The sequence below is a fragment of the Streptomyces sp. NPDC014991 genome (assembly GCF_043080665.1).
GTDB lineage: Bacteria > Actinomycetota > Actinomycetes > Streptomycetales > Streptomycetaceae > Streptomyces.
The window spans coordinates 14,675-33,261 of the sequence record NZ_JBIBVY010000023.1; the positions used below are offsets into that span (position 1 = coordinate 14,675).

The window sequence follows — 18,587 nt, forward strand, 5'->3', positions numbered from 1 at the left end:
CACAACGGCGGCGGGGTGCCGACGGGTGGGCCGGTGGCCGGTGGGCCGATAGCGGCCTGCAAGGTGTGTGGGGCGGCGCCCGCCGCGCCAGTGACCGTGCGCGGTCACCAGGGCATGCTGGTGATCATGCGGTTCCTGCGGCAGCAGGGAACGTTCTGCCAGACCTGCGCACTGGCCATCTTCCGTAACATGCAGGCCGACACCCTGATCCAGGGCTGGTGGGGCGCGCTGTCGGTGTTCATCACGCCCGTCACCCTGCTGCGTAACCTCGGTGCCCTGTCCTCGATCCGCAGCATGCCCGCGCCGGTCATGCCCGGCACGCGACCGCCGCTGGACCCGGGTAAGCCGGTGTTCAAGCGGCCGGAGGGCATTCTTGCCCTCGTCCCGCTGGGACTGGTCGCCCTGGCCGCAGTGGCGGTGCCGGTGCTCTTCGTCATCGGCCTGATCTCCGGGCCGAGCGGTGACGGCGACGGCCGTCCGGTCCTGCGGGTCGGCTCATGCGCGCACAACAACGCCACCTGGCCCGAACAGGACTTGCGGTCCGTGAGTTGCGGCTCCTCCCAGGCCCAGTTCCGCGTCCTCGACCCGGAGGACCCCGACTGCGAATCCTTGGACCTGGTGGCGTATCCGGAATACAGCAGTAGCGGCGATGTGTCCCTGTGCCTGAAAGAGCTGAAGAAGTAGGCGGCGCCAGCAGTTGTCATCGCATGTCACGCCGACATCGGCAGGGGAGAAGAGGGCGGCTGCCGGAATCTGACGGCTGGTGCCGGACGGAAGTCGGATCCGACCTGGCGCTGAGACATGCGGGGCGCGCCTGTACCTCGTTCACGTTGACACGCCGACGCCTGGAAGGCCGAGCCGCCGTGCCGGGAACAGCCGGTCCGGTCGGTACGGTTGCATCAACCGAGGGACCGGCGTCGTACGGGCGGGGAAACGGAGACCACAAGGTCGTCCGCCCCACCAGGATCCGGGCCTCAGGAGCGCGGCACGCCTGCCGCGCACTCGGACCAAGACGCGTTCCTGCAGGAGGATTGTTCCATGACTGATCGGCCCTTGACGCTTATGGCAGTACACGCCCATCCCGACGACGAGGCCACCGGAACCGGAGGGGTCCTCGCGCGGTATGCGGCGGAAGGCATCCGCACGGTTCTCGTGACGTGTACCGATGGCGGTTGCGGTGATGGACCCGGTGGTGTCAAGCCGGGCGATCCCGGGCACGATCCGGCGGCGGTCGCCCTGAGGCGCCGCCAAGAACTCGCGGCGAGCTGTGACGTCTTGAAGGTCAGCGATCTGGAGATGCTGGGCTATGCCGACTCCGGGATGACCGGCTGGCCGAGCAACGACGCCCCCGGATCCTTCTGGCAGACTCCCGTGAAGGAAGGCGCGGCCCGACTCGCGGAACTCATGCGGCACTACCGACCTGATGTGGTCGTCACCTACGACGAGAACGGCTTCTACGGCCACCCCGACCACATCCAGGCCCACCGCATCACGATGGCGGCGCTGGAGATGACAGCGCTGGCACCGAAGGTGTACTGGACGACAATGCCCCGCTCGATGATGCAGCGGTTCGGCGAGATCATGCGCGAGTTCCATGAGGACATGCCGGAGCCGGATCCTGCCGAGGCCGCCGCGCTGGCCGAGATCGGCCTCCCCGACGATGAAATCACCACCTGGGTGGACACCACCGCGTTCAGCGGTCAGAAGTTCGACGCGTTGGCCGCACACGCCAGTCAGGGCGAGAACATCTTCTTCCTCAAGATGGGCAAGGAGAGGTTCGGCGAGTTGATGGGCATGGAGACCTTCGTACGTGTCCAGGACACCACCGGCGCGGCCATACCGGAGAACGATCTCTTCGCCGGACTGCGCTGATCCGTCCGTCCCTCCGACCGGCCCGCGAAGGGGCATCGACCACACAGCGGGATCGAGCGGGTCACACACCCGGAGGCTTGTTCACGCGAATTCCGCTTCGGCAACCCGCGTCCAGGCCCTCGCCGACGGCGTCGACGGGTGCCCGCACTTCCGACCCGACACCCCCATGTATGGGTGCTAGCGACGATGCCTCAAGGGATGGGGCCACAGGCGGTCGTCGGTGCGCAGCGTGATACGCAGACGGTGCCGCGACAGCTCTCCGGCCACAGGAAAGAGCCGGGGAGCTGACGTCGTCGCTGATCACTCGGTGCCGGGCTGTCAGAGGGCCGCTGACGCTACTACGTCGTGGTGGGCTGAGGGTCGAGGCGTGTACGTCGGTTACAGCCTGGTTCCAGGCCGCCAGGCTGTCTTCCGGCTGCCCTGCAGGTGCCGGTAGTGGGGGTGCTGACGTTCCGCTGCTCGCCGTGAACAAGGGGGAATGGGCGCATGCCTCCTGCAGGACGCGGCGCTGTGCCTCTTCGCTCAGGTGCGGCAGACCCCTGGCCTGCGCGCACAGCTGGTCCCACAAGGAGCGCCATCGAGTTCTCCCGCAGCAGCCGTCTACGCTTTCGGCATACAGCGCAGCGACGTCACGCGGGACGACGGCACATGGGTAGGTCTGTCCCTGGATGTACAGGACCGCCACCAGCCGGGGCTGTGCGTGCTCACTGCCGGGCGGCGACTTCTGGTCTCCCAACTGTCGCGGCCTGTGCTGCTTGCTGCTGTCGACCAGCCCCTCCGGGGCGTGGTTTTCTGGCGCACCGAAGACTACCGTTCCTTCGTCCCGCCGCTGCGCGCCGATGTGGGGCGGGCCCTGGTGGGCAGCCCGCAACGGTGGGCCCACCGCTTCGCGCAGTACCTCATCGACTCGCCGGACAGCCCGTTGCACGAGGGCCGGTGGTTGCTCTCGCGCGAGAGTCCGCTCCGGCGCTGGCGCCACGCTGGTACTTCGCATGCCGAGTACTGGAGCTCGATGCTCGTCGACGGCCTGGCACGCTTCGCCGAACTCCGCGCCGTCCACGGCCCCACTGTCCCGGACGGCGCCGCCACCGCCGGCCCACAGCTCGTCCGCCTTCTCCACGACCTGAACACGGCGGAACAGCCGACCTGGGCCTGGCCCCTGCCCGGCGGAGAGGCTCGGTGGCGTCGCATCGCACGCGAGGTGACCGCCGGCCAGGACTGGCCCCGTATCTGAGCCCTGCCGAACCCCTTGCGCTAACCGTCACGTGCGGGCGTACCGCCATCCCGCCAGGGGGCGGGCACACCGCGCCGAAGGGCCGCCTGGCCAGGCAGGAGCTCGCTCGGTTCACGTGCGTTCGGCGAGCCCCCTCGGAGCCGATCAGTGACGTCATCGCCGAATCGCTGTCGAATGGTCCGGTGCTGGCGATTCAGCGCCAGGTGTAGGTCTCGTCCACCATCGGCGGCAGGTCTATGGGCCGGTCGGACATGGCGACTGCCGGCCGCCGGGCCAGGCTCGGCCGGGGGAGCGGTAGGCCTGGAAGTCGGCAGGCGGGTGGTCGAGCGGCAGATCCGGGTCCCAGGCGGTCAGGCACTGGGCGCTCGGTACGAACAACGGGCCGGGCAGCGCGTCACGGGGCCTGAACCTCCAGGAGCCGATGGCCTCCTCGCGCTGCTGTGGGACGCCGGACCACTGCGTGACGACGACGGGCACCGTCACCCGGACGGCGTCGCCCACCCGGTCCAGGAGCGTGCCCAGCACGCGCACGTCGCCGGGATCCGCGACGAGGCCTGCGTCTTCACAGAGCTCGCGGACCGCCGCCTGGGCGAAGGTCTCGCCCGGCTCAACGGTTCCGCCGGCGAGCTCCCACGTACGGCGCCGGTGCCGCCCGAGCAGGACTCCGTCCGGGCCGTGCACGATCACGCCGACGCCCAGCGCGGTGTTCGCTCGAGGCGGCGCGCTGGTGCGGGGACGGCTCGGTACGCGCTGCGGGCGGCTGGCGGCGTAAGGGATTGGCTGAGGTGAGCAACGGTTCGTCTTTGGTGTGACGGACGCGGGGAAGAAGGTGGGGCGCGGCCACCTTGACCGGCGTCATATTCGGTGGTCGTGCCGCGGGCAGGGCTCCGAAACTGGTGCGCTGCGTCGATGGGAACCAGGGAAGGCTCATGGAGCATATGGAAGATGTGAATCAGCCGCTCGTCCCCGAGGTCGTGGACAGTCCGGCTCTGCGCATCAGGCCGAGAGGCCGTCTTGCGCGGTGGATGTTGCGTCATCAGGTGCAGCCGGTCGGACCGGCGGCGGGTGGAGGACACGCGGAGACGCATGCCTGGTGGAAGGTGATGTGTCTGACCGGCGTGGACTACTTCTCCAGCCTCGCCTATGTGCCTGCGATCGCCGCACTGGCTGCCGGCGCCGTCTCGCCCCTGGCGACGCTGCTGATCGTGGCGCTGACCTTGCTGGGCATGCTGCCGATGTATCGGCGCGTGGCGAAGGAGAGTCCGCACGGGGCCGGATCGGTGGCGATGCTGGAGGACTTGCTGCCGTTCTGGTGGGGGAAACTGTTCGTGCTGGTCCTGCTCGGCTTCGTCGCCACCTCCTGGATCATCACCATCACCCTGTCCACGGCGGACGCCTCCGTCCACGTAGTGGAGAATCCCTTCTTCCCTCAGGCTCTGCACGGACATGAGGTCGTCCTCACCGTGGCCTTGCTTCTGATCCTGGGCGGGGTCTTTCTCCTGGGGTTCAGCGAAGCCGTCAAAGTGGCCATCCCTTTGGTGGCCATATTCCTGGTCCTCAATGCCGTGGTCATCGCCGTCGCTCTGACGGATGTATTCAGCACACCCGGAGCCGTGTCGGGCTGGACCGACGCCCTCGGTCGAGGCGGCGGCTTCGGCGGCCTTGCAGGCCCGGCTCTGCTGGCCTTCCCCCTGCTGGTCCTGGGCCTGTCGGGCTTCGAGACCGGCGTGAGCATGATGCCGCTCGTGACCGCAGACGCCGCAGACGCTGAACAGCGTCTGCACACCCGGATCCGCAACACCCGCCGACTGCTCACCACCGCGGCGCTCGTCATGAGCGTCTATCTACTGGCCGCCAGTTTCGCGACCACCGTCCTCATCCCCCACAAGCAGTTCGAGCCCGGCGGCGCGGCCAACGGCCGCGCCCTGGCATGGCTCGCGCACGAGCACGTAGGGGAGGCGTTCGGCACCCTCTACGACATCAGCACCATCCTGATTCTCTGGTTCGCCGGCGCGTCGGCGATGGCCGGACTGATCAATATCGTGCCCCGCTACCTGCCCGGCTACGGAATGGCCCCCGAATGGGGCCGCGCGGTACGCCCCGTGGTGATCGTCTACACCGCACTGTGCGTCCTGATCACCATCGCGTTCGGCGCGGATGTCGACAAGCAGGCCGGCGCCTACGCCACCGGCATCCTGGCCATGATGGTCTCCGGCGCCTTCGCCGTCACCGTCTCCGTCGTACGCCGCCGCAAGCGCACGGCCGCCGTCGGCTTCGCGATGCTGACCGCGGTCCTCTTCTACGCCTTGGTCGCCAACATCATCGACAAACCCGACGGAATCGCCATATCGGGCATGTTCATCCTCGGCATCATCATCGTCTCGCTGGTCTCACGCGTCTCGCGCACCACTGAACTGCGCGCCGACCGCCTCGTCTTCGATGAGGCCGCCCGCCGGTTCATCGCCGATACCCTCGCCCACGACCAGTCCATCAACATCATCGCCAACCGCCGGCAGGCCGGCGACGAAGCCGAGTACTCCGCCAAAGAACTCGAACAGCGCGGCACCAACCCCGTCCCCGGGCCCGCCGACGTACTGTTCCTTGAGATCGATGTGGTCGACCCTTCCGATTTCAGCGACACCCTCACCATCCATGGCATCCAGGTCGGCCCGTACCGCATCCTGCGCGCCGAGGCCCCGGCCGCCCCGAACGCCATCGCGGCCATCCTCCTCGCGCTGCGCGACACCACCGGCGTCAAGCCGCACTGCTACTTCGCCTGGGCCGAAGGCAGCCCCCTGAAGCACATGTTCCGCTACTTCCTCCTGGGGCGCGGTGACACAGCTCCCGTAACTCGGGAGATCATCCGCAGCAACGAACCCGATCCCGGTCGCCGCCCCGGCATCCACGTGGGCGACTGACCTGCCACCGCGGGGTCCGGGCGGCGACCGCACCCGGTAGGCCGAGGGCCGTCCGGACCGGTTCTGTCCGGTGCCCCGCATCCGACGTTCGGGACGCGGGGCCACGACCGAGTGGGTGAACGAGTTGCTCCTCCTCGTCAAGGCGCTCCGCCATGACCGCCGAGAGCGCATCACCACCCGTCTTCGCCGTCGAGCTGCCGAAGACCCAGATATTCGACTGCCGTACCCAGGGAGCTGATCCAGCGGCCCGCCCTGCTCCACGGGGCGTGACCGCAGGCACGATGTAGGCCATGACTTACACCGCCCGCCGCAGGCTGGAGCCCACTTGTGGCCGGTGGGCCGAGATATGCCCCTCTCGGTCGCCACATGCGCGACGGGCCGGCCGGACAGGACGCGTTCGAGCAGGATCCGCCTGCCGTGAGCGTCAGCCTGTATGGACGCCGTCGTCACCGACTCATCCGGTGCCACAGGGCGGGCGGCCCCACCCGTGCGCGAGGCCGCACCCGCGCGCCGTGCACGCCTTGACCCCGCCGGGCGGCTCCGTGCCTGCCTCCCTGTGCTTCTCAAGCCCGGTCGGGCCGGTCTCCTGGTCACTTGGACCGGATCAGCTGCGCCTGCACGCCGTAGTGGTCGGACAGATGGACCCGGCGGCCGTCACGCAGTGTCACCTTGTCCTGAAACACGAAGTCGGCCGCGCCGGTCAGTGTCTCCCCGGCTGCGGCCCGGACCAGTACGTGGTCCAAGGCCGGCGGTGACGGCCATCGAGGTGTGGACCGGTAGGTCGGACGCGTGTCGCCGGCGAGGATGTCGTGCAGCCCCGCTGCGGCGACGAAGCCGGCGAATGCCGCTGATTCGCGCGGGATGTTCAAGTCACCGACCACGGCGACGGGCAGGGAGGGTTCGATGCCCGCGATGCCGTGACCGCGACGGCCCTCGCCGCGCCCACCGCCTTCGCACGCCCCGGCGCCGGATCGTCCGCCGGACGGGCCGAGGTGGCCGAGCTGGAGGAGCGTTTCGGCGCCCGGCTCGGCCTGTACGCGCGCAACGTCCGCACCGGGCGGACCCTGGCCCACCGGGCGGGCGAGCGGTTCGCGATGTGCTCGACGTTCAAGGCGTTCGCCGCGGCGGCGGTCCTGCGTGGCGCGGCCGGCTGCGCCCCGCTGGACCGGGTGGTGCACTACCCGCCGCACGACAGCTTGCCCAACTCGCCGAAGACCGACGAGCATCAGGCGACCGGCATGACCGTCGCCGATCTGTGCGCGGCGGCCATCCAGTACAGCGACAACGCGGCCGGCAACCTCCTCCTCCGGGAGATCGGCGGCCCTGTCGGCCTGACCCGGTTCTTCCGGTCGCTCGGCGACGAGGTGAGCCGGCTCGACCGGTGGGAGACGGAGCTGAACAGCGCGATCCCCGGCGACGCGCGCGACACGACGACCCCCGGGGCCGTCGCCGCGAGCCTGGAGCGCCTCGCTCTCGGCCCGGTCCTGGCCCCCGCCGACCGCGAGCGGTTCGTCGGCTGGTTGAAGGGCAATACCACCAGCGCGGCGCGGTTCCGGGCGGGGCTGCCACGGGGCTGGGTCGTGGCCGACAAGACCGGCACGGGTTCCTACGCGACGGCGAACGACATCGGCGCGGCCTGGACGACCCACGGGACCCCGGTTGTGCTGACCGTCCTGTCTGCCAAGCCCGCTGAGGACGCCCCGGTGGACGACAAGCTCATCGAGGAGGCGGCCCGGATCGCGGCGCGCGTCGTCGCCCCCGGTGAGTGAGCCGGCTCAGCCGAGGAGGTCGCCCGGGCGGACGGGGTGCGCCTCCCGGCCCGGCGCGGGAACGCTGCCGCCGCAGCGCGGGTGCGGGGATCCACCCGCCGTCGCGGATGCGGCCCAGGGCCATCACCCCGGGAAGCCGAGGGCTGCCGGGAGCTTCATCCCTGGGTACTGCTTGGCCGCCTCACCCTGGAGGCGGCCAGGTGTGTGCGCCGTCCTCTTGTGGTCGGCGGGATCAGCAGGGGAAGGTACCGCTGTAGACGGCGTGTCCGTAGGAGGAGCTTCCGGAGCCGAAGCCGTAGATGCCGTCGTCGCTCCATACCGCCTCGCGGAAGCCGTTGACGCAGGTCGACGTCGGCGCGATCGCGAAGCCCTCCAGGTTGTCGGCCGGCATGACGGCCGGGTTCGTGTAGGTCACGTCCGGGACGATCGCGCCGCCTGCGTTGACCTTCATGAAGGTGTGCGTCTCGCCGCAGGTGTTGTCACAGGTCGCGACGATGCGCTGGGTACCGGCGTCGAACGTCACTGTTTGCCGGCCGCGCTCCATGAGGCGTCCGGCATCCACTTGCCGTTGCTCTTCCCGTTGGTGGCCCACTCGACGCGGTCGACCACTGTGCTGCCGGCCGTGTAGATCACCAGCTTGTCCGAATCACCGAGCCCCTTGGGCGAGTTGAAGGTGACGAAGCCCCCTGCCGGGACCGTGCTGGAGGACGGGCTGAAAGTCTGCGGCGAGAAGCTGTCGTCGGACATCTTCCAGCCACTGATGCTCACTGCATTCGAGCCGGTGTTGTACAGCTCCACCGTGTCGTTGTTCGACGAGGTGACCTCGTTGATCCGAACATCCTGGTAACCGGCCTGGTCCGCGGCAGCCGCAGGCTGCGCGGCAACCGTCCCTGTCACGAGCAGTCCTGAAAGCGTCAGAGCGGCGGCGCATACAGAGGCGACGCCGGAACGCGAGTGTGAGGTAGGCACGATGCCGAATTCTGACGACGCGATCCTGAAACAGCGTGTACCCCAGCTGAACGCCACGCGCTCGCCACCAGAACGCCAGGCGCACCTCGCCACCTCGCGATGCGACGCCACCGCCGAAACCGGTCGGGAACACCGCGATGGAGCACCCGCAGGGGAACGGGCCACGCGCGATCCGTCGAGGTGGGACACCCCCACGACTGGACAGCCCCGCAGCCGGCCGGCGACCGGCGCCTCAGGACTCGCTCTGCTGCTTGCCACCGGACGACGGCTTCACCACGTGCGGGGCACGGAGATGGCCCTCACCCATTGTTCGAGCTGGGGCTGGGAGAAGATGGCGGGCACGGGACGAGCCTCTGGACGCCGGGCAGACCGCCGCCACGCGGCACGTCCGCCACGGCCGGACAGCGCCGACGCGCCGCAGGGGCACGGCCGCTAACCGGTCCGACCGGCCACCCCGTTGACGACCCCGAGGCGGTGCGCGCGCTCGTGGAACCGGTCGACTTCCTCGACGAGGCCATGCCCAAGGAGATCACCGACCGGATGCGCAAGACTCACGGCCGCCGCCGCACTTCCGCCACATGCGGCTGGATGGACATGCGACGGTCCGAGTCCACGGAACCTGTACCAGGACCGGCGCGGATACGTGTGGCACAGCGACGCCGACACCGCGACCCGGCGTGAAGACGGTGACCGCCTCGCCGACGCATTCCCATCGGGCCACCGCCGCGACCACCGCGGTGCCGACCACCGCCACGGCGGTGAACACTGCGTCGGCCACTGATCTCCGCAGCCGGCGTAGGCGACGGCCGGCCGTGAGTCGATGGTGGCCGAGGTGGCCCGTCCACATCGGGGTGTCCACCTGCCTGTGCGTCGCCTGGTCGCCGCCCCGCAGTGCGCCTGACCGTCCGCCGTCCGTGGTCCCGTCCGGCGCCATGATGCGCCTGAGCCGACTCCGGCCAGTCCCGCCTGTCCGCCATGACCCGGATCCGCGGCTCTCCCGTTGCGCCTCGTCAGCACCCCCGAGGCCGGCGGACGAGGCGCAGCGCGCGGGTGGTTGTGTGTCGGCTCCAGACCGGCCCCCGCTGCGGCCGACGTCAAAGCCCGCCCCCTGCCGCGCCGTACGCGGCGATGCCAACCCACCGCACAGGGGAGAGGCAGTGCCAGGGGACAGCGGCCCAGTTCAGGCCTGGGCGGCCTGCTGCGCCAGTGAGGCGACAGGGGAGCGCCGGCCTTGCTCCACAGCACGCGGCTGCTCCCAGTCGCCCCCCCCCGCGAGGCCGCCCCTCATGGCTCGGCGTGGATCAGCAGGCGTCGATGTAGCGGATGCCCGTCCAGTCGCCGTGGGGGTCGCCGTAGGGGGCGCCCGGGGTCGTGTACACGAGCTTCTTGTTGATGTCGTACATCTTGGCTTTGGTGCCGGTGGACTGGTTGTTGTACCAGGAACCGCCGGTCCTGGCCGCGATCGGCTGCATATAGCAGTCCGTGAACTTGAAGGCCGGGCTCGTGTAGTTCGCACCCGCGTATCCGCAGAAGTAGTACTTCGGACAGTTGTCCGGCGCCGCCATGATGCGGGCGCCCGAACCCTGCTGCCCGGCGGCCGAGGTGGTGGCCTGGGCGGTGCCGGCGGCCGAGGCCACGGCGAGCAGGGCGCCCGCCACAAGGGCGGTGCGGCGAATCCGAGTGCGCCTGGCTGTGTGCCTCATCGGTGTCTCCCTTTCAGGAGTTCATCCGGTGCGCTCCTTCTGCGGCACCGGTCTCACCCCAGTCTCGGGGGACGCGGCAGGCATCGCCTTAGCGAGACGTGCCAGATCATTAGCGCGGAGCGCCAGAAACGATGATCACTCGGGCGAGGGCGAGAAAGCGAAAAGATCATGCACGCGAGGTCTTGCATGCGCTTGGGCGCTGGAAGGCCTGGTGTCGGTAGTCGGCAGGCGCAACACCGTAGGCGGAGCGGAACGCGCGAGTGAAATCAGGGGGGCGGAGATAGCCCCAGCGGGACGCGATGGCTCTGATGGGCACGTGACGCTGCATCGGATCGGCCAGGTCGCGGCGGCAGCGTTCCAGGCGCTGCTCGCGTATCGAAGCGCGGACGCTCGCGCCGTGTGCCTGAAAGAGCCGGTGCAGTGAGCGGACCGAGATGTGGTGGGCCGCCGCTATGCCGTCGACGCTGAGCAGGGGGTCGCCGAGATGCTCCTGGATGAACGAGGTGACGCGGGTGTACAGGGCTCGTTGCCGGCTGTCGGCCGGAACCTCGCCCTCCCGCTCCAGATGATGGGCGAGAACGGCAGCGGCCAGGTCGAGACCGATCGTGCCGAGCCGAGGCATGTCTGGGGGCGTGTAGTACGCGTGGTCGTCCGTCACACGGGCCAGGTAGTCGACCAGCAACTGCCCGATCCCCCTGTCGCCAGGCAGCCGACAGGCAACCAGCTGGTCGACATGGCGAGCACTCAGCGGTAGCAGGGCGAAGGGGAACTGCATGAGCATTGCTTTGCCGATGGCATACGACTCGAACGGCCGGGAACTACCGAAAAGCACCAGCTCCCCGGGCCGAACGAGAGTCCTGCGCCCGTTCTGCTCAATGACATGAGGGCCGGAACGGGGCACAACGATATGCAGGCACTCCGGGTCGGAGACGCGGATCAACCTCCGTGTCCGAGATGTCGTTATCGGCGAGTAAGCCATCGACGAAATCTGCACCGGTCCCAATGACATTTCGTCGAACCAGCCGCGGAACACGTCGCCGTCCACGGTGCGGAACGTTTTCGGCATCACCGCCCGCCGGGTCATCTCTGTCCAGGCGGCCAGAGCCTCTTGGCTGGCGAAGTTCTTGCTGTCGAAAACCCGTTCCATGATCCTCCCTCTCCGGGTTCGATGAGCGATGTGCACCGGCTTACCACTCGACGTCCCACATCCGCAGGGTCCGAATCAGGCATCCTTCTCAATAGCCGCTCCTTCTGACCTGGCCGTCTTTCGGCTGAAGCACGTGCTGTCGACCGGCCAGGTCGGTGTCGGGGCGGTGTCCAAGCCTCCGGGGCACGAGCTACGACCTTGCTGTCCGGGATGGCGAGAGGCCGGCAGTTGACAAGACCACCGGCCAGGTCTTCAGCGACCTGTACGACCGCTGCATCGACGGTGAGGGGGAGGAACCTCCGTCGGGCGCGGTGGAGCATGGCCGAGGAGACTTCGGCCTACGCGGCAGCCGTGGCGGAGTCCGACCGCGAAGCGCCGGGTCGGCCGCCTGCCCGGAGCTGACCGCTCCGCTGCGCCGGAAGCTCGCCGAGGTGGCGGCCGCACTGTCGCTACTGGTGCGGTGCCCGGACGAAGCGGCCGAGCAAGGCCTTTATCGGTTCTCCCCCTGGTGTATGTGGTCTTCTCGAGGAGGACGCACCGGCGGCCGGGCGGATTCCAGGTAATTGAGCCGATCTTGAGCCTCGTTGCGCTCCTGGAACCACATCGCGGCGACCCGCGGATACGCCCAGGCCAACGCGACACCCACCCAACCCACCAGACCCGCCCCCTTCCTGGGCTGCTGTCAGGTCTCGGGAGTGTGTCGTCGAGGGGGGCCGAGCACTGCCCACCACCTTTCGGCCTGAGAAACCGGGGAGGCCGCCGATATGGACAAGGCGGCAGCTCATCGACGGGATACGGTGGCGGACGCGGGCAGGGACGCCGTGGCGGGACGTGCCCGAACGGTACGGCCCATGGGATCGCGTGTACGACCTGTTCCGCAGGTGGCAGCGCAATGGCACATGGAAGCGGATCCTGGAACAGCTGCAGGCCGAGGCTGACGCAAAGGGCCTGATCAACTGGGACGTCAGCGTGGACTCCACTGTTTGCCGTGCTCACCAGCACGCCGCGGGAGCCCGTAAAAGGGGGACCTGCAGAAGGAACCGCCCGGCGGCGTCGACACCGAGCCCGACGACCACGGATTGGGACGTTCCCGCGGCGGCCTGACGACGAAAGTCCACCTCGCCACCGAGCAGGGCCAGAAGCTGCTGTCGCTGCACGTAACTGCCGGACACCGGCACGACAGCCCCTGCTTCCGGCCGGTCCTGGAGAAGATCCGGGTTCCCCGCCTCGGGCCCGGTCGGCCGCGCACCAGGCCCGACAAGGTCAGGCCCGACAAGGCTTACGGTTCCCGCGCGAACCGCGCCTACCTGCGCAGACGCCGGATCTCCTGCACCATTCCGGAGAAGGCGGACCAGGTACGGAGCCGTAAGAACCTCGGCTCCCGCGGAGGCAGGCCGCCGAAGTTCGACCGGGAAGACTACAAGCAGCGTCACGCAGTGGAGTGCGGGATCAACCGCCTTAAGAGACACCGCGCAGTGGCAACACGGTACGACAAGCTTGCGGTCCGCTACGAAGCAACCGTGCTGATCGCGGCCATCAACGAATGACTGTGACCAGCACTGTCGCAACAGAACCCTCCTTCGAGCAGCACTGCAGCTCACGCGACCCGACGGCGCCGAGCGTAGGCGATCGTGAGGGCGGCGACCAGTGGCCCCCAGGCCAGCAGCGGGGCATAGCAGACATCCATGATCACGCCCGCTGTACCGTGCGGGAAGTCGGGGTTGTCCAGCGGTCCTCTTGGCGCCAGCGTGACCGCCGCGCACAGCGCCATCACCGCGACGGCGCCCACTGCAGCGGGTATTATCACGGCCAGCGGTGGGATGCGGCGGCCGCCCAACCACGGAACCCAGCGCGGGACCCACTCACCCCAGGGCTTCACCAGGCCCAGCGTCAGGCAGGCGGCCGCCTGTGAGGCCACCGACAGGATCAGTACGTAGAGCATGATCGACGTCCCCGTGTAAAGCGAACCGAGTCGGCCAGTGAAGCCGACATCGACCCCAAACCCGAGTGAGAGCCGCCACACACACGACGGCACCGTGCAAAGCACGGTCGCCCAAGCCGCCTGGACTGCCCACCGAGGGGCGGCAATCTGGGCATTCGGCGACGGGAACGCACTAGCCATCACGAGCTCCGGTGTGGTGAGGCGAAAAGACCCCTTGACGATGTCACCACCCAGCAGCCAGCGGCATCATCCCACCAGCCAGACCACCTCCCCCCCGCGGAGGAGCCTACCGGGGCATCAGCTCGCCCTCCGGAGGATCACAGCCGACGCCACCGCCACGATAGACAGATACGCCTTCGGCATCGCAAAAGCCAAGGGCATGACGGGTCGCCGTCTAAAGATCACCTTGGAAGTGGTCGCAAACCGCTGAGGCAAACCTGGTCTCTCCGTGGTCGCGATCGCGACATCCATCGGGGAGTGGCCGGTGCTGGTCAGCCTGCGGCAGTGTTCTGAGCTTGGGCGGCCCTGGTGCTGGCGAGGCGGTAGGAGTCACTGCCGGTCTCGATGATGTTGCCGCCGAAATTGAGCCGGTCCACGATGGCCGCGCAGAGCCGCGGGTCGGTAAATGCTTTCGTCCACCCGCCGAACGACTCGTTCGAGGCGATGGCGACGCTGTTCTTCTCCTCCTGCTCGGTCAGAACCTGGAACAGCAACTCCGCGCCGCGGCGGTCCAGTTCCATGTAGCCGAGCTCGTCGATCGCGATGAGGTCGACGCGGCCGTAGCGGGCGATGGTCTTGGTCAGCACCTTCTCGTCCGCGGCCTCGACCAGTTCGTTGACCAGTTTGGTGGCGAGTGTGTAGCGGACCCGGTAGCCGGCCATGGCGGCTTCGGTCCAAGGGCGATGAGCAGGTGGGACTTGCCCGTGCCGGAGTCGCCGATCAGGCAGAGCGGAAGGCCCTTCTTGACCCAGTCGCAGGTGGCCAGCGTGTGGATGACGGCCGGATCGACGAGGGGATTGGCCTCGAAATCGAAGCCCCGCAGGGACTTCTCCCTCGGGAAAGCGGCAGCTTTGATCCGCCACTCCGAGCGCCGGCGGGCCCGGTCGTCGCACTCGGCCATCAGCAGCTCTGCGAGGAACCCGCGATACGACATCTGGTCGCGGGCAGCGGCTTCGGCCAGGTCGGGGAACTGGGCGCGGATGGTGGGCAGCCGCAGCATGCGGCATGCCTGGTCGACGGCGGCGTCGGCGGCTTGTTCGGTCAGCCCGCGGTGGCGTTGGAACGTCACGGCGTCACTATCCCTGGATCGCGGGGCGGTCGGCCGGCTGCCGGGCTTTCAGCAGCTGGTCGTAGGCCGCAACCGAGGGCGGCGGCCGGGTGTCGGGCGGCAGGTGGGCCAACCGCCGCTGGGTCAAGAACGTCACCGTCGCCCGGTCCGACCGGGCGGAGACGGGTGGCTCGTCCACGTCGTCGGCCTCGGCTGCCTTCCGCGCCTCCAGCGCGACCGCGTCCGCGGTCAAAGCGCCTGCCCGCAGGGCGGTGGCGAGTCCGGCGACCAGGTACTCGTGGGTGAGGTGGCGGCCCAGCAGCAGGACCTCGATCAGAGCCCGGGTGCCGTCCCGGTCCCCGTGGGCCTTGCAGGCCGCGGCCCACCAGGCGTCATGGACCGGGGTGAACTTGCCCGCGGACTTCGCCTGTTCCAGGGCGGTCGCGCCGGGAAAGGCGCCGGGCTTCTTGACCAGGGCCTCCAGGTAGTGGTCCAGCACGAGTCGGGGCCAGAACTCAGCAACACTGCCCTCCGGGAAAACCGGGCGTTCCCCGCTCTGAGCAACAAGCGGTGTCAGCTCCCACGTACAAAACCAACCTTGCCGCGCCCTGGCGGCGCTTGGTCGAGCGGCCCGCGTTGGCGGACTGAGCTTGCTCCGGTTTGATGTCACGTGTCGGCAGGGAGGACGGCAAACGCGTCGATCTCGACACGGAACGCCGGGTGGACGAGTCCGGCGACCTTCACCAGGGAGCAGGCTGGCGGGCGGCCTGGGTCCAGATGCTCGTCGCGGATCTGGCGGAAGGCGTCCACGTCGGCCAGGTCGGTCAGGTAGACGGTCAGCTTGACCACGTCCTGGAGGCGGGCTCCCGCAGCATGGAGTGCCGTGGCGAGGTTCAGGAAGACCTGCCGGATCTGAGCGGCGGGATCGGACTCACCTACGACTCCGCCTTTGGCGTCCAGGGCTACCTGGCCGGAGACCGCGACCATGGGCCCGGTGAACGCCACAGCGTGGCTGTAGCCGTTGACGGGTGGACTGCCGGGCGGACGGACGGAATGCTGCACGGGGACTCCGGCGTGGTGGTCGCGACGGGTGTGGTGAGTCAGCGGCCGGCACGACGCTTCGGGTGATCGGCGCTGCGGTCGGTCAGGGCAGGGACGAGGGCACCGAGCATGGCCAGGGCGGTCAGCGCGAACGCCCACGGGTAGCCAGTTCCGGCAGCGAGCCAGCCGAAGGCGACGGCGCCGACGCCCATGCCAGCGTCGTAGGCGAAGTTCCACATCGCGCTGACCGTGCCGTAGCCGGCGGCGGAGACCCGCGCGTACATCAGCGTGAGTGTGGCGTTCTGGGCAACGCCGAAGCCGATGCCGAACAGACCGACAGCAATGATCACAGCCACCGGATGGCCGGTCAGCGCCATGAGCCCGGTGCCGAGCGCGGACAGCAGCAGACCCGGCAATACGAGCCCGGCGGAGCCGTGCCGGTCTCCGTGACGCCCGGCGAGCCAGCGGGCCAGCGTGGCCGCCGCGGGCTGGACGAACAGTGCCGCCGCGACCAGGCCCGTGGCCGACGCAGGGACGGCGAGCGGCAGGAAAGTAACGACAATCCCTGCCGCGAGCGCCGTGACCGCGAAGACCACGGCGGGGCGCAACAGTTCGGCAGTGCGGAGCGCCTCGGTGATGCCGATCGGCCGCCCGGAGGCGCGGATCCGGTCGGGCAGGCCGGGCACTGCGGGAATCGCGGCGAGCGCGGTCACTGCGCCGGCCGTGAAGACGACGGCGTAGCCCGCGTGTGCGGCCAACCACACCCCGATCGGCAGGCCCAGCAGCGAAGGGAGTCCGCTGACGATGCCGATCAGCGCCAGCCCTTCGCCGCGCCGTTCGGCCGGGATGAGGGAGGCGGTCAGCGCGCCCCCCGCGACCACGGTGAACGCGAAGCCGAGTCCGCGCAGGAGGCACATCGCGACGATCCACCCGAGGTTCCGGGAGAGCCCGAGCGCCAGCGCGGGTGCGCCCATCAGGGCCAGGCCGACGGCCAGTACGACGCGGTAGCCGCAGCGGCGGACCAGGACGGGGGTGGCAAGTTCACCCAGCACCGTCGCCAGCATCAGCGCTCCGGTGGCCAGTCCTGCCGCGCCGCCGCCTCCGCCCCGGTCTCCGGTCGAGGCGTAGCGCGGGACGACGGACAGCAGCAGGTAGAAGCTGGTCGAGGCGCCCAGGATGGACACGAAGCGCAGCAGCAGCGGCCGTGTCAGCAGAGCCGGGCGCGTGGTGGTCGTGGGGGAGGTGGTGTCGAGCGTTTCGGTCACAGCTGGACGCTAAGAGCGCGACCGGATCGCCGGTAAGCTCCACTTCCATGCCGCCGGAGTGGTCCAGTTCCCCGCCCGAGCTGCTGCTGACCGTCGACCGGACCAGCGGCCGACCGCTGCACGCCCAACTACAGCACGGGCTGCGGGACGCGATCCGCACCGGCCGCCTGCAGGTCGGCGAACGCCTGCCGTCCTCCCGTGATCTCGCCCGGTCGCTCGGCGTCTCCCGCGGCCTGGTCCAGGAGTGCTACGCCCAGCTCCAGGCCGAGGGTTACTTGACCACCCGTCCCGGGTCCGCCACCCGGGTGGCGACCGGCGCCGCCGTACCGCCCGGCATCCCGCAACCGAGCACTGCCGCGTCGCGCCTGGTGGCCGACTTCCGCTGCGGCGTACCGGATCTCGGCTCCTTCCCGGTCCAGGACTGGCTGTGGGCCCTGCGCGAGGCGGCCCGCACCATGCCGACCGCCCAGTTCGACTACGGCGACCCGCGCGGCGACGCGGCCCTGCGCGAGGTCCTGACCGGGTACCTGCGCCGGGTGCGCGCCGCGGCGACCGACCCGCAGCACATCGTCGTCTGCAACGGCTACGCACAGGGCCTCGGCCTGACGCTCCGCTCCCTCGCGGACGCGGGTGCGCACACCGTGGCCTTCGAGGCCCCAGGCTCACCCGGCACCGTCACCGCCTCAGCCGCCACGGCGGGCATGCGTGCGATCCCCGTCCCGGTGGACGAGCAGGGCATCGACGTGCGGGCGCTGGCCGCGACCGCCGCCCGCGCCGTCGTCGTCACCCCCGCCCACCAGTGGCCGACCGGGGTCGCCCTCGCTCCCGAGCGCCGACTGGCCCTCGTCGAGTGGGCCCGCGACCGTGACGCGGTCATCATCGAGGACGACTACGACGCCGAATGCCGCTACGACCGCGAGCCCGTCGGCGCCCTCCAGGGACTGGCCGCGGACCGGGTGATCTCCATCGGCACCGTCAGCAAGTCCCTCGCCCCCGCCCTGCGCATCGGCTGGATCGTCTGCCCGCCCCAACTGGCCGGACCGATCGCCGAGCAAAAGCACCGCAGCGACCGCGGCACGCCCACACTCGACCAACTCGCTCTGGCCAGACTGATCGAGTCCGGCCGCTTCGACCGCCACCTACGCCGCATGCGCGCCACCTACGCCGCCCGCCGCACCGTCCTGCTCGCCGCGCTCGCCGAACACGCCCCCGAACTGCCGGTCACCGGCCTCGCCGCCGGCTTCCACGCCGTCGCCCACCTGCCCGCGGGCGCCGACGAACACCACATCGTCACCGCCGCCCGCGAACGGTCCGTCGGCCTCTACGGCATGAGCGCCCACCGGGCCTCACACACCACCGCGCCGGCACAACTCGTCCTCGGCTTCGGCAACGTAGGCGAACGAGCCATCGCCGAGGGCATCGCGACCATCGGCCACCTGCTGACCGGCCGGCCGTAACCT

17 protein-coding genes and 1 pseudogene are annotated in these 18,587 nt (G+C 69.6%); 7 read left to right on the top strand and 11 right to left on the bottom strand.

Going from position 1 to position 18,587, the window contains the following annotated elements:
* The first annotated feature begins 33 nt into the window (after window positions 1–33).
* The 3 genes from ACF1BE_RS28775 (at window position 34) to ACF1BE_RS28785 (ending at window position 3,106) form a co-directional block, all read left to right on the top strand.
* Complete coding sequence (locus ACF1BE_RS28775; protein ID WP_392201925.1) at window positions 34–684, top strand: hypothetical protein; 651 nt, start codon at window positions 34–36, stop codon at window positions 682–684.
* A 354-nt stretch (window positions 685–1,038) separates the two neighbouring features.
* On the top strand, window positions 1,039–1,872 hold the full coding sequence (locus ACF1BE_RS28780; RefSeq protein WP_392201926.1) for a PIG-L family deacetylase: 834 nt from the start codon (window positions 1,039–1,041) through the stop codon (window positions 1,870–1,872).
* A 748-nt stretch (window positions 1,873–2,620) separates the two neighbouring features.
* Window positions 2,621–3,106: a hypothetical protein gene (locus tag ACF1BE_RS28785; RefSeq protein WP_392201927.1), complete on the top strand. Its 486-nt coding sequence runs from the start codon at window positions 2,621–2,623 to the stop codon at window positions 3,104–3,106.
* Between the two features lie 234 nt (window positions 3,107–3,340).
* Here the strand turns inward: ACF1BE_RS28785 and ACF1BE_RS28790 are convergent, their stop codons facing one another.
* Window positions 3,341–3,883, bottom strand: a complete 543-nt coding sequence (locus tag ACF1BE_RS28790; protein ID WP_392202000.1) for an NUDIX domain-containing protein — start codon at window positions 3,881–3,883, stop codon at window positions 3,341–3,343.
* A gap of 161 nt (window positions 3,884–4,044) precedes the next feature.
* On the opposite strand from ACF1BE_RS28790, the gene ACF1BE_RS28795 reads away from it, so the two are divergent.
* The gene (locus tag ACF1BE_RS28795) at window positions 4,045–6,024 is read left to right on the top strand and encodes an amino acid transporter (RefSeq protein WP_392202001.1); all 1,980 of its coding nucleotides are present in this window, start codon (window positions 4,045–4,047) and stop codon (window positions 6,022–6,024) included.
* Window positions 6,025–6,614: 590 nt separating this feature from the next.
* Here the strand turns inward: ACF1BE_RS28795 and ACF1BE_RS28800 are convergent.
* Window positions 6,615–6,905 (bottom strand): hypothetical protein, encoded by a 291-nt coding sequence (locus ACF1BE_RS28800; RefSeq protein WP_392201928.1) that lies wholly within the window; start codon window positions 6,903–6,905, stop codon window positions 6,615–6,617.
* A 36-nt stretch (window positions 6,906–6,941) separates the two neighbouring features.
* Between ACF1BE_RS28800 and bla the strand changes: the two genes are divergently transcribed.
* Window positions 6,942–7,793, top strand: a complete 852-nt coding sequence (gene bla, locus ACF1BE_RS28805) for a class A beta-lactamase (protein ID WP_392201929.1) — start codon at window positions 6,942–6,944, stop codon at window positions 7,791–7,793.
* A gap of 232 nt (window positions 7,794–8,025) precedes the next feature.
* Here the strand turns inward: bla and ACF1BE_RS28810 are convergent, their stop codons facing one another.
* The 4 genes from ACF1BE_RS28810 to ACF1BE_RS28825 form a co-directional block, all read right to left on the bottom strand.
* Window positions 8,026–8,355 (bottom strand): hypothetical protein, encoded by a 330-nt coding sequence (locus ACF1BE_RS28810; RefSeq protein WP_392201930.1) that lies wholly within the window; start codon window positions 8,353–8,355, stop codon window positions 8,026–8,028.
* Window positions 8,313–8,819 (bottom strand): lamin tail domain-containing protein, encoded by a 507-nt coding sequence (locus ACF1BE_RS28815; protein WP_392201931.1) that lies wholly within the window; start codon window positions 8,817–8,819, stop codon window positions 8,313–8,315. The genes ACF1BE_RS28810 and ACF1BE_RS28815 overlap by 43 nt, the downstream gene beginning before the upstream one ends.
* A 1,244-nt stretch (window positions 8,820–10,063) precedes the next feature.
* Window positions 10,064–10,465: a hypothetical protein gene (locus ACF1BE_RS28820; RefSeq protein WP_392201932.1), complete on the bottom strand. Its 402-nt coding sequence runs from the start codon at window positions 10,463–10,465 to the stop codon at window positions 10,064–10,066.
* A 166-nt stretch (window positions 10,466–10,631) separates the two neighbouring features.
* Window positions 10,632–11,612: a helix-turn-helix domain-containing protein gene (locus ACF1BE_RS28825; protein ID WP_392201933.1), complete on the bottom strand. Its 981-nt coding sequence runs from the start codon at window positions 11,610–11,612 to the stop codon at window positions 10,632–10,634.
* 720 nt (window positions 11,613–12,332) lie between these two features.
* Between ACF1BE_RS28825 and ACF1BE_RS28830 the strand changes: the two genes are divergently transcribed.
* Window positions 12,333–13,159 (top strand): IS5 family transposase gene (locus ACF1BE_RS28830; protein ID WP_392202002.1). Its coding sequence is split into 2 segments (ribosomal slippage): window positions 12,333–12,680 and window positions 12,683–13,159, totalling 825 coding nucleotides; the frame shifts between segments, so codons are not numbered across the junction.
* 50 nt (window positions 13,160–13,209) lie between these two features.
* Here ACF1BE_RS28830 and ACF1BE_RS28835 read toward each other — a convergent pair.
* The 5 genes and pseudogenes from ACF1BE_RS28835 to ACF1BE_RS28855 all read right to left on the bottom strand — a co-directional run bounded on the left by ACF1BE_RS28835 (window position 13,210) and on the right by ACF1BE_RS28855 (window position 17,127).
* Window positions 13,210–13,554 (bottom strand): hypothetical protein, encoded by a 345-nt coding sequence (locus tag ACF1BE_RS28835; protein ID WP_392201934.1) that lies wholly within the window; start codon window positions 13,552–13,554, stop codon window positions 13,210–13,212.
* Window positions 13,555–14,045: 491 nt separating this feature from the next.
* Window positions 14,046–14,842: pseudogene (gene istB / locus ACF1BE_RS28840) on the bottom strand (IS21-like element helper ATPase IstB).
* Between the two features lie 7 nt (window positions 14,843–14,849).
* A complete protein-coding gene (locus ACF1BE_RS28845) occupies window positions 14,850–15,320 on the bottom strand; it encodes a hypothetical protein (protein ID WP_392201935.1) in 471 nt (156 codons plus the stop codon).
* Between the two features lie 167 nt (window positions 15,321–15,487).
* Window positions 15,488–15,883 carry a RidA family protein gene (locus tag ACF1BE_RS28850; protein ID WP_392201936.1) on the bottom strand — a complete coding sequence of 132 codons (396 nt, stop codon included), beginning with the start codon at window positions 15,881–15,883 and terminating at the stop codon, window positions 15,488–15,490.
* 38 nt (window positions 15,884–15,921) lie between these two features.
* A complete protein-coding gene (locus ACF1BE_RS28855; protein ID WP_392201937.1) occupies window positions 15,922–17,127 on the bottom strand; it encodes an MFS transporter in 1,206 nt (401 codons plus the stop codon).
* 47 nt (window positions 17,128–17,174) lie between these two features.
* Here ACF1BE_RS28855 and ACF1BE_RS28860 point away from each other — a divergent pair, with 47 nt between their 5' ends.
* Window positions 17,175–18,584, top strand: a complete 1,410-nt coding sequence (locus ACF1BE_RS28860) for a PLP-dependent aminotransferase family protein (protein ID WP_392201938.1) — start codon at window positions 17,175–17,177, stop codon at window positions 18,582–18,584.
* The last annotated feature ends 3 nt before the right edge of the window (window positions 18,585–18,587 follow it).

Excerpts from the sequence above, each read along its gene's own strand:
- ACF1BE_RS28795 (WP_392202001.1), top strand. The coding sequence starts at position 4,045 with ATGGAAGATGTGAATCAGCCGCTCGTCCCCGAGGTCGTGGACAGTCCG.
- ACF1BE_RS28860 (WP_392201938.1), top strand. The coding sequence starts at position 17,175 with ATGCCGCCGGAGTGGTCCAGTTCCCCGCCCGAGCTGCTGCTGACCGTC.
- ACF1BE_RS28835 (WP_392201934.1), bottom strand. The coding sequence starts at position 13,554 with ATGCTCTACGTACTGATCCTGTCGGTGGCCTCACAGGCGGCCGCCTGC.
- ACF1BE_RS28780 (WP_392201926.1), top strand. The coding sequence starts at position 1,039 with ATGACTGATCGGCCCTTGACGCTTATGGCAGTACACGCCCATCCCGAC.
- ACF1BE_RS28820 (WP_392201932.1), bottom strand. The coding sequence starts at position 10,465 with ATGAGGCACACAGCCAGGCGCACTCGGATTCGCCGCACCGCCCTTGTG.
- ACF1BE_RS28825 (WP_392201933.1), bottom strand. The coding sequence starts at position 11,612 with ATGGAACGGGTTTTCGACAGCAAGAACTTCGCCAGCCAAGAGGCTCTG.